Below are 12,355 nucleotides of genomic sequence, written 5' to 3'. Positions count from 1 at the left end.
CCGCGCCGCCTCCGGTTGGCCTGCGGCCAAAGTCGGCGGCGCCTGTGACACGGATGGGCGGACGAGCGTGCAGCATCCCATTTGCCGCCGCGCCGCGGGCGCAATGCCTCTGCCCGAGAGACTCCGGAACCGTATCGGGAGTGCGTTCGGGGAGGCGCGGCCGCTTTTACACGGCGCGCAGCACCCACAAGGAGGCGGAAAACCGGGCGGCTATGCCGCCCGCGCGCGCAGAGCGCGCGAACGCCCGGTACGGGCGTTGTTTTCCGCCGGGTGGTTTCAGCGAGTTTGCCGTTTTCCCCTGTTGGGAGAACCGAGATTAGGTTGAGCCCGGCGCACGTCAGTTGCGGCCCCGGACCGCAACTGGCCTCGCGATCGGACCAGCCGATGAGCGTGCGCTTCGCACCTTCCGTCTCCACACGTTGGGAGAATCGAGACTAGGTTGAGCCTTCAGCTAGTGTACCTGCGGGGTGCGGCGGTAATTTGCGGGTTATGGCAAGGTACTCCAGGGGATCCCTAAGGGGGCGGTGGAGCCCCCTTAGGCGGACTTTTGGTTCCTTTTCGTCCGCCCGAAAAGGAACCCGTGGCGCGCGGCGGAACGCGCTCGTAATTCTTGCCGCCAAGGGCGGCAATTCCCGTGAAAGCCCTCCGGCCCCCGGACGGAAATCCCAAGGCGGCCCGCGCCCCCCGGCGGGCGGAAAAATCCCAAGGCGGCCCCCGACCAGCGGAAGCCGCCCGATTTCAGCCCCGGCGGCAGATGGGAAACCTTCCGCCCGGAGATGGGTTTCCCTGCGCGCGGAAACCCGCGCGCAGGGAGAGAATTGGGAGAATTAGATGGTGTCTTTGTTCAGGACCGAAACGCCGGTGTCGACGTTGGTCTGGTCGATGGTCTCGCCGGAGAGCGCCTTGACGGCGACCTTGATGCCTTCACGGCCCATGACGTCCGGGTTCTGCGCCATGGTGCAGAGCAGGAAGCCGTTCTTGATGAGGCCGAGGATCGTGTCGGACTTGTCGAAGCCGACGCCGATGACGGTACCGCCGGCCTCCTGGATGGCGTTGCCGGCGCCGACCGTGGAGCCCTCGTTCGCGCCGAAGATGCCGACGCAGCCCTGGGTGATGTAGTTCGCGGCGATATCCTTGGATTTCGCGGCGTCGCCGTCGCCGTACTGGGTCTCGAGGATTTCAAAGCTCGTGCCTTCAAACGCGGCGCGGAAGCCCTCTTCACGCGCGACGGTGGAAGCGGTGGCGGCGTTGACGTTGACGATGCCGATCTTGCCCTCGGTGATGCCGGCGGCTTCCAGGGCCTTGATCATCTCGTTGCCCGCGGTGGTGCCGGCGGCCTTGTTGTCGGTGGCCAGCGTCGCGACGCCCGGATAATCGGCGGCGGAGTCGACATAGACGATCTTGACGCCGGCGGCCTCGGCTTCCTTCAGGGAAGCGGTGACCGCGTCGGGGCCGTTGGCCGCGAGCAGGATGGCCTGCGCGCCGCCCGCGACGGCGTTGTTGATGCTCTCGATCTGCTTCGCGTCGTCCTTGACGTCGGGCGCGAGCCAGTTGTAATCGACGTTGCCCAGCTCGGCGACGGCCTCTTTGCAGCCCTTGTCGACGTTGACCCAGTGCTGGTCCATCTGGTCCATGGTGATCAGGGTGATCTTGTAGTTCTCGGCCGGCGCTGCGGGCTCAGCGGTATCGGCGGGAGCCGGTTCGGCGGTGCTGGCGGGCGCCGCGGGTTCGGCGGCGGGTTTCTCGCTCGAGCAGCCGGCCATCAGGCCCAGCGCAACGACGAAGCACAGGAGCAGCGCGGTAATTCTGGTTTTCATTTCTCGAATTCCTCCTAACGTTTTGTCCCAGTTTATCCTTAAAGCAGTTCCGCTTTAATTCGGATTTCAGGCGGCCTTTGCGGCGGCGGGTTCCTTTTTGCGGCGGGGCTTGCGTCCGCTGCGCACGACGACGTCGAGCAGGACGGAGACCACGACGATGATGCCGATGACGATGTTGCGGATGGCGACCGGCGCGCCCGCGAACTGCAGGCCGTTCTGGAGCACGCCCCAGATCGACGCGCCGATGACGGTGCCGAGCAGGATGCCCTGGCCGCCGAGGGTGGAGACGCCGCCGATGACCGACGCGGCGACCGCGTACATCTCGTACATGTTGCCGGCGTCCATCGTGCCCATGCCGCTGGTGGCGCAGGTCACGAGCCCGACCACGCAGGCGCAGATCGAACTGACGACGTAGGCCTTGGTGGTGGAGGTGATGACGTTGACGCCCGACAGGCGCGCCGCCTCGATGTTGCTGCCGACCGCGTAGATGTGGCGGCCGGTGCGGGTCTTGCTGAGGACGAAGTTGAAGACGAGCCAGAGCACGACGGCGATCCAGATGGTGTTGTAGACGCCCGCGAGCTTGCCGTAGTAGAAGAAATCGCGGAAGCCCTGCGCGCCCTCGCCGATCGAGTCGGTGTTATAGTTGTTGTTGACGATCTGCGCGATGCCGCGGGCGATGGTCATGGTGCCCAAGGTGGCGATGAAGGGGGGCAGCTTGCAGTTCGCGACGAGCTGGCCGTTGAGGACGCCGACCGCGATGCAGCAGACAAAAGTGATGACGACCGCGGCCCACGGGTTGACCCCCTTGGTCATGAGGGTGGCGGAGATCATGCAGCTCATGCCGACGACCGAACCGATCGAAAGGTCGATGTTGCCGGTGATGAGCACGTAGGACTGCCCGATGCCGATCATCAGGATCGGCGCGATCTGCCGGAGCAGGTTGCCGACGTTCTTCCCCGAGAAGAACATGGGGTTGAGGATGCCGAAGACGATGCACAGGATGACGAGGCCGACGGTGACGGTGACGACCTGCCCCATCCCGCGGATCGCAAAGAGTTTTTTCAGAGGACTCTGCTTTCTTTCCATATCGAACGCTCCCAACTATTCTTTCGTCACGCGGTGGCCGCGCGGTCCTTTTGCAGCTTGTTTTCAAACCGGGTCGCATATTCGAGGACCTTCTCTTGGGTGGCCTCCCCGACCATCAGCTCCCCGGTGACCCTGCCGTCGCACATCACGATGATGCGGTCCGCGAACCCCATGATTTCGGGCATCTCCGACGAGACGAAGAAGACGCCGATGCCGTTTTGCTTGAGCTCGTTCATGAGGTTGTAGATCTCCACCTTCGCGGCGACGTCGATGCCGCGCGTCGGCTCGTCGAACATGACGACCCGGGAGTTGCGCGCCAGCCATTTGCCGACGACCACCTTCTGCTGGTTGCCGCCCGACAGGCTCGCCGCGTTGACCTCCGCGTTCGGGAGCTTGATGGTCAGGTTTTTGACCGTCCGGTCGACCATCTCCCGCTCCTTCTTCGCGTTCACCACGCCCGCGCCGTTGCAGAGGATGTCCAGGTTCGGCAGCGCGATGTTCTCGCGGATCGAAAGCTTGGTGCACAGTCCGTCCTTCTTGCGGTCCTCGGGCGCGAGCACGAGTCCCGCCCGGATCGCGTCCATCGGGCATTTGATGTCGAGGGTCTTCCCGTCGAGGATGACCTCCCCGCCCTCCTTCGGGTCGACCCCGAAGATCGCCCGGGTGGTCTCGGTGCGGCCCGCGCCCATCAGCCCGGCGATGCCGACGATCTCGCCCTCGTAGAGGTCGAAGCTCACGTCGCGGACCATCCGGCCCGCGTTGAGGTGCCTGACCTCGAAGATCTTCTTCCCCCGCTCGCAGTGGACCTTGGGGAACTTCTCCTTGATCTCGCGGCCGACCATGTGGGCGATGATCTCCTCCATGTTGGTGTCCGCGAAGTTCATGCTCGTGATGAATTTGCCGTCCCGCATGATCGTCACGCGGTCGACGATGTGTTGAAGCTCCTCCAGCCGGTGGGAGATGTAGACGATGCCGCAGCCCTCGTCCCGGAGCTTGTGGATGATGACGAAGAGGTCGTCGATCTCCTTGGAGGTGAGCGCCGAGGTCGGCTCATCCATGATGAGCACCCGCGCGTTGGTGGAGAGCGCCTTGGCGATCTCGACCATCTGCTGCTTGGAGACCGCCAGGTCCCCGACGACCATGTCCGGGTCGATGTCGATGTTCAGGCGGCCGAGGATCGCCCCCGCCTCCCGCTTCATCTCCCGCTCGGAGAGCACGCCCGATTTGGTGCGCTCCCGGCCGAGGAAGATGTTTTCGGCGACCGTCAGGTGCTGGCACATGTTCAGCTCCTGGTGGATGATCGCCACGCCCAGCTCCTGCGCTTTTTTAGGGGTGAGGTCCGCGGTGATCTCCTGGCCGAAGAGCTTCATCGTGCCGCTGTCGCGGGTGTAGACGCCGCTCAAAACCTTCATCAGCGTGGACTTTCCCGCGCCGTTTTCCCCGAGCAGCGCCATCACCTCGCCCGCCCGCAGGTTGAAGGAGACGTCGTCCAGCGCCTTGACGCCGGGGAAGCTCTTGCTGATATGTTCCATCTCAACGATATAATCCTGCATCCAATCCACCTATCTTTCCCATGTCCGGGCCCTTGTTACGGTTTCAGTATAGCACCCCCCGCCGCGAACGGTAAGGGGGGCGGATTTGGTCTTATGGGGGGGATTTTTTGAAGTTTTTATGCCTCATGTCCATTTCACATAAATATGTCAATTTGTTTTTGTGCGTTTTGACAGGGAAGCTTGACAATGCGCTTTCGTTTACGTATCCGGCGAGGATGCGCCGCAGACGAAAAACGGCCGCCCGGATGGGCGGCCGCCGAAGCGCCGGGTCTATTTCCCCGCACGGAAGAGCGGGAATTCGTCGCTGAGGTACTCCCGGCGGAGCTGCCCCTGCTCGACGACGAGCAGGCGGTCGGCGACCGACAGGCAGTCGGAGATGCTCACCGCGAGCAGCACCACGGCGGTGCCGCGCGCCTTGACCTGGCCGATCAGGTCAATGATGTGGCTGCGCAGATAGAGGTCCGCGCCCGAGAAGGGCTGCGCGCAGAAGAGCACCCGCGGGTGGAGCAGGTGGGCGCGGCAGTAGACGAGGCTGTAGAGGGAGGCGGGCGAAAGACCGGTAATGTCCGGGGCGTGGATGTCCTCCCCGACGAGGGGCGCATACTCCCGCACAATGCTCTTCTGGATGGCGGGATTGAGCCAGAGGGCCGGTTCCCGCCGCCCGAGCCAGAAGCAGAGGTTGTCCAGGTAGCTCATCTCGCGGAAGAGGGAGGTGTGGATGGGGTCCTCCCCGATGAAGGCGAGCTGCTTTTTGAGCCTGCGCGCGTTCTTCGCCCAGCTCTCGCCGCCCACGAGGATCTCCCCCGCCTGCGGCTGCGCTCCCCTGCTCAAAAGCCGGACGAGATCGGAGAGTACGGTGTTGTTCATGTCGAGCAGCACGACGCACTCCCCCCGGCCCGCCGAAAAGCTCATGCCGCGCATCTGCTCGGTGCGGACCCCCGAAAAGGAGATCGCGCCGTCGCGCGGCGGGCTGCCGCTGGCGCCCGCGCCGTCGGCGCAGTGGTACCCGCGCGCGTAGCTGAGCACCGTCTCGTCGCGGAAGTTGGGGCGGTCGAGCACCTTGAGGGCCCGGCCGTCCTCCATGAGAGTGATGCGGTCGCAGATGGTGAACGCCTCCTCGTGGTGGCTGCAGATGTAGAGGAAGCTCATCCCCCGCGCCGCGCAGCGGTGGAGCAGGCGGTGAATTTTGACGAGGTCGGCGGCGGAGATAAAGTTGCTGATGTCGCGGATGACGACGAGCTTCACCCCGGTCACGACGGCTCGCAGCAGCTCGACCACGCACCTTTCAAAGAAGGAGAGCTGGGAGACGGGCGCGCCCGCGTCGATTTCGACGCCGAATTCGTCGGTGAACTGCCGGAGCTGCCGTTCGAGCACGCGCGGCTCGATCAGGTATTTTTTAAAGCCGCGGCGGAGCACGAAGATGTTGTCCGCGACGGTCAAATCCTCCACCAGCCGGCTGCGCTGCTCGATGACCGACACGCGGTTCATCCCCATCGAGCTGTGCTCGTAGTTGTTGACGAGCTGCTCCTGGAAATAGATATAGCCGTAATGGATGGGCAGGTTCTGGCAGATCAGCCGGACGAGCGCCTCCTTGCCGTGGGCGTTGATGCACACCAGCCCCATGATCTCCCCCTGGAAGATGTGGAGGTTCATATTGTCCAGCTGGGTGACGCCGTCGATGATCCGGGTCACCCGTTCAAGCCGCAGGATTTCCTGTTTCATGGCTGCGCCCCTTTGATCTTCACGTCGTGGGTGATGAGCGGCAGGGTGATCTCCACGTCGGTGCCGATGCCGGCCGTGCTGAAGATGTTGATGCCGTACTCCTCCCCGAAGAGCAGGCGGATGCGGTTGTTGACGTTGACGACCGCGATGCCGCCCTTTTTCTCCCCGTCTGGCTTGACATAGTCGAAGGCGGGCTTGCCGAGCTTGTCGGTGAGCTCCCGCAGCCGTTCGGGCTCGATGCCGAGCCCGTCGTCCGACACGGTGATGAGGAGCCGCACCTCGGTCGCCTCCACCTTGATGCGGATATTCCCCTTCCCCACCTTGCGCTCGATGCCGTGGAAGATGGCGTTTTCCACGATCGGCTGGAGGGTCAGCTTGGGCAGGCGGTATTTGTAAAGCACCTCGCGGTCCTCGTCCCCGCAGTCGACGGTCAGGCTCAGCCGCTCGCCGAAGCGGTACTGCTGGATGATATAATAGCTCTCAATGTTGTCGAGCTCGTCCTCGAGCGTGACGAGGTGCTCGACGTTGGAGATCGTGTAGCGGAAGAAGGTGGCGAGCGCCTCGGTCATCTCCGCGACGGTCGAAAGCCCCGCCGTGAGCGCCTCGCCGCGGATGCCCTCGAGGGTGTTGTAGAGGAAGTGCGGGTTGATCTGGTTTTGCAGCGCGAGGTACTGGGCCTGCTTTTTGGTGGCGGAGATCAGCTCGTTGGTGTTGAGCTGGGCGCGCAGGCGCAGCACCGCGTCCTCCATCTCGGGACTGAGCGGGTGGCGCAGGTCGTAGATGCCCTGCATCGTATAGCCGCCCACAAAGAGCTGGAGGATTTTTTTCGTCTCCTGGTAGGGCAGGAACACCCATTTGAAGCCCGCGTAGCAGAGGGCGGCGAACCCGGCCGCGCCGACGGCGGCGAGCAGCGCGTGGACGCCGTCGCGCACCGCGCAGACGGCCACCGCGATGAGAAAGCAGCCGAAAAACGCCGCCGCCGCGAGGGTGAGCAGGAGGACGCGGTGGGAGAGGTAGCGGTTGAACTTCTTTTTCATATCGGTCCTCCCGCCTCAGGAATAGAGCTTGCGGAACTCGTTGGGCTTTAGGCCGGTGAACTTTTTGAAGCTCTGGGTGAAGTGCTTGAGGTCGTTGTAGCCGACCTGCTCGCACACCGCCGCGACGCTGAGGCTGGTCTCCTTGAGCAGCTCCTTGGCCTTGTTCATCCGCACCTCCGAGAGGTATTCGAGGAAATTCTGGCCGCTCTCCTTTTTGAAGAGGGAGGAAAAATACGCGGCGCTGAAGCCGACCGCCCCGCTCACCTCCTCGAGGCTCAGGGGGCTTTGGTAGTTCTGCTGGATATACTGCTTGGCGGCGCGGATGGGGCGGCGGTCGGCCTGCCTGCGGTCGCGGATGACCGCCTCCAGCGACTCCCCGACCATCCGCGAGAGGGTGTCGAAGAGGGCGCCCGCGTCGGGGCAGAGGTCCGCCTCCCCGGTGAACCGCTCGTAAAACGCCTGCGTGTCCCCCTCGGTGAGCCGGTGGTTGCGCAGCAGCATGAGGTAGACGCTGCACGCGTCCGCCGCGAGGCGGAAGAGCTCCTGTCCCGAGACGCCCGGCGCGCCCAGCGCGCGGGTGCGCAGCGCGGCGATCGCGGCGGCGGCCCCGTCCGCGTCGAGCACCTCGAGCGCGGCCTCGAAATTCTTGCTGAACTCGGCGAGCAGCGCGTCGCGGTCGAGCGTGTCCGCCCGCTGCGCGCTGCCCTCGATCAGCTTGCCGGTCCCTTCGACCAGCCGCTGCGCGGCGGCCCGCTGGGCCGACGCGAGCGATTCCCCGATGCCGCCGATCTCCGCGGCGGGCGCGCCCAGCCCGATCGTGAGCCGCGCGCCGCCGAAAAGCGCCTGCTGGAGAAGCAGCTCGTCAAGCGCGTTTTTGAGCTGCTTGCGCACCGACTTGCGCTCCTCCTCGGGGAAGTTGAGGATTCCATAGGCGCGGCAGCCCTGCGTGCAGATCTCAAGGTCGGCGCAGCGCCCCTGGAGCGCGTCGCGCAGCGCCTTCTCCAGCCGTTCGGTCAGCAGCTTCATGCCGTCCTGGCAGAGGGCGTCCACCGAACAGTCGAGCTTGGCCACGAACATCTGGAAGCACCCCGGCGCGAAATGGAAGTGGTAGTCCGCGTTGATCTGCGCGACGTCCGCGTCCGGCGCGACCGCGCCGCCCTGCAGCAGCAGGTTCGCGAAGAGTCCTGCGCGCAGCTTATCGATGTCGCTCTGGATGGTCATTTTGAGCTGTTCGGCGCTCGTGAGCTGCTCGGTGCGGCGCAGGTATTTTTCCCGCGTGCGCAGCAGCGTCTCGATGAGGTCCGCCTTTTTGATCGGCTTTAACAGGTAGTCGCTCACCCCGTATTTGATCGCGCTCTGCGCGTATTCAAAGTGCCGGTAGCCGCTCACGATGATGAAATCGAGGTCGGGCTTGGCCGCCTTGGCGCGGCTGATGAGCTCCAGCCCGTCGTACCCGGGCATCCGGATGTCGGTGATGATCAGGTCGGGGCGCAGCGTCTCCACGAGCTCGAGCGCCTCGATCCCGTTGTGCGCCACCCCGGCGACCTCCATATCGAGCGACGCCCAGTCCACCAGGCTGCAGATCAGCTGGCAGACCTTCGCCTCGTCGTCCGCAACGATGACTTTCATCATACGCTTGTCCTCCCCAAAAAACAGAGATGCCAATTCATTCCAAGTTTATCTTATCTGCTTCCGCGCGGATTGTCAATCCGCGCGGAATCCCGCCGGGTCCGGACATGGCAAAGCGGCGGCCCCGAAGGACCGCCGCCAGGAACTCCCGTTCCGGCTTTCAGCGGCTTAGAAAGTCCCGCGCGGCCGGAAGCCCGCAGGCGGGCGCGGCGGCCAGCACGGCGCGGGCGACGGCGCGCGCCATGACGCGCGCGGCGAGCGTGCCCACCACGTTGATATCCGCGTCGATATCCCCGACCGAGAGGGCGTAGACGCTGTCCCCGTCGGCGGTCGTGTGTACCGGGCGGATGGCGCGCGCATAGCCGTTCTGGGCCATCGCGGCGACCTTCGCTATCTGCGCCTTTGGGAATTTCCCGTTCGTGACGACGCATCCGAGCGTCGTGTTGCCGGTAAAGAAGTTCTGCTTGCTCGAGTAGTCGGCGTAGAGCGCCTCCTCGCTGTCCGCGAAGGCGCTTTTGTCCGGGGTGAGCAGTCCCGCGAGCTTTTTGCCGCTGTCGGGGTCGAAGACGTCCCCGAGGGCGTTGACCGCGGCGATTGCCCCGACCTTGAGTTCCCCGAGCTGCACCGCGAAGAAGCCCTGACCCGATTTCATCATCCGGCCGGGGCCGCCGAGCTTGCCGACCGTCGCGCCCGCGCCCGCGCCGAAGTTCCCCTCGCGCGGGGCGTTTTTTTCCGCGTCGAGGCAGGCGGCGTAGGCCATTTCCGCGTCGGGATGCGCGTCGGGCGAGCCGACCCCGAGGTCGAAGAGGCAGCTTTCGCAGACGAGCGGCACCGGGCGGATCCCGGTGTCCACGCCGACGCCGCGCCCGGCGAGGTAACGCATCACGCCGTCCGCCGCGCCCAGTCCGAACGCGCTGCCCCCCGACAGGAGTACCGCGTGGATGCCCTCGGCGGCGGCGGTGGGCTGTAAAAGCTGGCTTTCGCGGGAGGCGGGGCCGCCGCCGCGCACGTCGACGCCCGCGGGCGCGCCACGCTCGCAGAGGAGGACGGTGCAGCCGGTCGCGGCGTCCGGGTCCTGCGCGCAGCCGATTTTGAGGTTTTCGATCTCTGTAATGGCAATTTCCTTCACAGGCTTACCTCCCCGATTTGAGGAATTTCCGCAGCGGCGGGCAGATGATCGCCGTCAAAAGGATGGCGGCGGCCAATTCGAGCAGGCCGTTGACGCCGACGATGGCCAGAAAGACCTGGCGCAGCGGCAGGGCCTTGAAGAAAAACCACAGGCAGCCGAGCACCCCGACCGTGTGGCAGACGGCCGCGGCGGCGGCCGAAATCCCCGCGGCGAGCCGTTCCCTTTTCAGGAGCTTTTTAAGCGCGAGGAAGAGCGCGCCCGCGATGACGCCGAGCAGGACGCGCGGGAGGACGCACATGAGGATCGACTGGACCGGCGCGCCGCTGGCGGCCGGGGAAAAAAGCATGTCGATCGGCGGGGTCGGGGCCATGATGGCGCGGACCATGCTGATGAGCCCGAATTCGAGCCCGAGCAGCGCGCCGCAGCCGGGGCCGAAGAGCACCGCCCCGAGGATGACGGGGATGTGCAGGATGGTGATCGACACCGGCGGAACCATGATGAAGCCGAGGGGTGTGAAGCCGAGTACCGCCAGCAGTGCCATCAGCAGGGCGTACTGCACGAGCCGTGCGGTCTTTTGGGTTGTCTGGGACATGTTCATTCGCTCCTTGCTGCTGCTCCCGGAGGGATGCAGCGCATGTTATTTACAGAACGCCCGGAGGCGGGCGGACTATACGCTGTTCTTGCGCCAGGCGGCATAGAGGCCGTCGATGCGCAGGGTGCTGTCGACGGTGATCCTGTGCCGGCAGAGGGGCACGACCACGTCGGCCAGCGCGCCGCACGCGACCACCGAGGCCGCCGGTCCGGCGGCCTCCTCATACCGCGCGATCATGCCGTCGATCATGCTCGCGGCCCCCAGCAGCACGCCCGATTTCATGCTGTCGACCGTGTTGGTGCCGATGACCGGCGCCGGCCCTTCGAGGCTGATGTGGGGCAGCTGCGCCGCCCGGTTGCTGAGCGCGTCGAGGGACACCTTCACGCCCGGCATGATCGAGCCGCCGATGAAGGTGCGGGAGCGGTCCACCACCGAAATTTTCGTCGCTGTTCCGAGGTCGACGATGATGGCGGGCAGCGGATAGCGGTCCATCACGCCGATGGCCGCGGCCACAAAATCCGCGCCGAGCTGCGCGGGGTTGTCGATGCGGATGTTGAGCCCGGTCTTGATGCCCGGCCCCACCTGGAGCACCCGCCCGGCCCCGCAGAGCTGGAGGGCCGCCTTGAGCACCGGCGAAAGCGGCGGCACCACAGACGAGATGATCGCGCCCTCGAGGTCCTGCTCGCTCTGGCGGTGCAGGTGGAGGATGTGGTGGAAGAGCATCGCGTATTCCACTTCGGTCTTGTCCGGCTCGGTGAGGATATGGCAGACGAAGAGGCGTTCCCCCTCCGAATAAGCGCCGATACAGATGTTGGTGTTGCCCACGTCGATGGAAAGGATCATGTCTCCGCCTCCTCCCTCCGGTAGGCGAGGATCGCGGTGACGCAGGCCACGGTGACGAGCGCGCAGCCGACCACCAAAAGATAGGGGATCGCGGTCATGCCATAGAAGGCCGCGCTTCCCCTGTCGAGGTAACAGAGCAGCGTGGTCGTCAGCCCGCACATGCCGAGAAAGAGCCAGACCGCGTCAAATACCAGCGATTTGCGGTGCCCGCCGAGCAGGAGCTGCTGTACGAGATAGACGATCGGAAGCACGGTCATCGCGAGGGTGCGCAGCCACCAGGGCAGGTCGAGGGATGGGACGAGCGCCTCCGGCCCGAACCCGAAGAGCACGAGCAGCTGGAAGACGAGCGCCACGATCAGCGCGACCGCGCCGAAGGAACCGAGCACCGTCGCGGCGGTCGCGCCCGCGCTCGGGCCCTCCTCCCCGCCGAGCTCCATGCCCGGCGCGCTGAAATAGTCCTCGAGCAGCGATTCGCCGCAGTAGCCGCACCGCCGCGCCCGCCCGCTCACCGGGCGTCCGCAGCTGGGACAGGTCGCCATGTTCGCCATTTGCCGTATTCCTCCTCCACACGCCCGCCGCCGGGCGACGCTTCTGCCGCAATTTTATCACATCCGCCCCCTGTTTACAAGGGAAAACCGGCCGCCGCGCCCTTTGCGCGCGCTTGTGAGATTTTACGTGCGGATTCCTGTTCAAACGCCTTCACTTTGTGGTATACTGGGTATGTGCTTTTGATTTTACCGCTCATCGGGCGGTGGAGCTTGCCGGTAGTCGACCGGCAGCGGTCTTAGATATTCCGCCCAGGGGCCGGAGGGTCTGTCGGTAGTCGACCGACAGCGGTGACTTTAGATTTGCCGCTCATCGAGCGGCGGAGTATGTCGGTAGTCGACCGACAGCGAGTTCCTTTCTTGTTCGCCCAAGAAAGGAACCAAAGAAGGGCGCGAGGGGCT

The 12,355-nt window shown here is 65.0% G+C and carries 10 protein-coding genes; all 10 read right to left on the bottom strand.

Going from position 1 to position 12,355, the window contains the following annotated elements; genetic code table 11:
- Positions 1-827: 827 nt before the first annotated feature.
- A complete protein-coding gene (locus tag RDM88_RS08620) occupies positions 828-1,817 on the bottom strand; it encodes a substrate-binding domain-containing protein (RefSeq protein ID WP_308754454.1) in 990 nt (329 codons plus the stop codon).
- A 66-nt stretch (positions 1,818-1,883) separates the two neighbouring features.
- Positions 1,884-2,903: an ABC transporter permease gene (locus RDM88_RS08615; protein ID WP_308754453.1), complete on the bottom strand. Its 1,020-nt coding sequence runs from the start codon at positions 2,901-2,903 to the stop codon at positions 1,884-1,886.
- Positions 2,904-2,929: 26 nt separating this feature from the next.
- Positions 2,930-4,456: a sugar ABC transporter ATP-binding protein gene (locus RDM88_RS08610; protein ID WP_308754452.1), complete on the bottom strand. Its 1,527-nt coding sequence runs from the start codon at positions 4,454-4,456 to the stop codon at positions 2,930-2,932.
- A gap of 270 nt (positions 4,457-4,726) precedes the next feature.
- The gene (locus tag RDM88_RS08605) at positions 4,727-6,178 is read right to left on the bottom strand and encodes an ATP-binding cassette domain-containing protein (protein WP_308754451.1); all 1,452 of its coding nucleotides are present in this window, start codon (positions 6,176-6,178) and stop codon (positions 4,727-4,729) included.
- The gene (locus tag RDM88_RS08600) at positions 6,175-7,215 is read right to left on the bottom strand and encodes a sensor histidine kinase (RefSeq protein WP_308754450.1); all 1,041 of its coding nucleotides are present in this window, start codon (positions 7,213-7,215) and stop codon (positions 6,175-6,177) included. The genes RDM88_RS08605 and RDM88_RS08600 overlap by 4 nt, the downstream gene beginning before the upstream one ends.
- 15 nt (positions 7,216-7,230) lie before the next feature.
- Positions 7,231-8,847, bottom strand: coding sequence for a response regulator (locus RDM88_RS08595; protein WP_308754449.1), 1,617 nt, complete (start codon positions 8,845-8,847; stop codon positions 7,231-7,233).
- 157 nt (positions 8,848-9,004) lie between these two features.
- Positions 9,005-9,973: a P1 family peptidase gene (locus RDM88_RS08590; protein ID WP_308754448.1), complete on the bottom strand. Its 969-nt coding sequence runs from the start codon at positions 9,971-9,973 to the stop codon at positions 9,005-9,007.
- 4 nt (positions 9,974-9,977) lie between these two features.
- On the bottom strand, positions 9,978-10,565 hold the full coding sequence (locus RDM88_RS08585) for an ECF transporter S component (protein WP_308754447.1): 588 nt from the start codon (positions 10,563-10,565) through the stop codon (positions 9,978-9,980).
- Between the two features lie 75 nt (positions 10,566-10,640).
- Positions 10,641-11,408, bottom strand: a complete 768-nt coding sequence (locus RDM88_RS08580; protein WP_308754446.1) for a type III pantothenate kinase — start codon at positions 11,406-11,408, stop codon at positions 10,641-10,643.
- A complete protein-coding gene (locus tag RDM88_RS08575) occupies positions 11,405-11,956 on the bottom strand; it encodes a zinc ribbon domain-containing protein (protein WP_308754445.1) in 552 nt (183 codons plus the stop codon). Before RDM88_RS08575 ends, RDM88_RS08580 begins: the two co-directional genes overlap by 4 nt.
- Positions 11,957-12,355 lie beyond the last annotated feature (399 nt).

This window comes from uncultured Anaerotruncus sp., from assembly GCF_902490045.1.
GTDB lineage: Bacteria > Bacillota > Clostridia > Oscillospirales > Ruminococcaceae > Anaerotruncus.
This window is presented reverse-complemented; position numbering and strand designations above follow the sequence as displayed.

What these genes read in the sequence shown, in the direction of transcription:
- RDM88_RS08620 (WP_308754454.1), bottom strand. Translation starts at nt 1,817, where the DNA reads ATGAAAACCAGAATTACCGCGCTGCTCCTGTGCTTCGTCGTTGCGCTG.
- RDM88_RS08615 (WP_308754453.1), bottom strand. Translation starts at nt 2,903, where the DNA reads ATGGAAAGAAAGCAGAGTCCTCTGAAAAAACTCTTTGCGATCCGCGGG.
- RDM88_RS08610 (WP_308754452.1), bottom strand. Translation starts at nt 4,456, where the DNA reads ATGCAGGATTATATCGTTGAGATGGAACATATCAGCAAGAGCTTCCCC.
- RDM88_RS08605 (WP_308754451.1), bottom strand. Translation starts at nt 6,178, where the DNA reads ATGAAACAGGAAATCCTGCGGCTTGAACGGGTGACCCGGATCATCGAC.
- RDM88_RS08600 (WP_308754450.1), bottom strand. Translation starts at nt 7,215, where the DNA reads ATGAAAAAGAAGTTCAACCGCTACCTCTCCCACCGCGTCCTCCTGCTC.
- RDM88_RS08595 (WP_308754449.1), bottom strand. Translation starts at nt 8,847, where the DNA reads ATGATGAAAGTCATCGTTGCGGACGACGAGGCGAAGGTCTGCCAGCTG.
- RDM88_RS08585 (WP_308754447.1), bottom strand. Translation starts at nt 10,565, where the DNA reads ATGTCCCAGACAACCCAAAAGACCGCACGGCTCGTGCAGTACGCCCTG.
- RDM88_RS08580 (WP_308754446.1), bottom strand. Translation starts at nt 11,408, where the DNA reads ATGATCCTTTCCATCGACGTGGGCAACACCAACATCTGTATCGGCGCT.
- RDM88_RS08575 (WP_308754445.1), bottom strand. Translation starts at nt 11,956, where the DNA reads ATGGCGAACATGGCGACCTGTCCCAGCTGCGGACGCCCGGTGAGCGGG.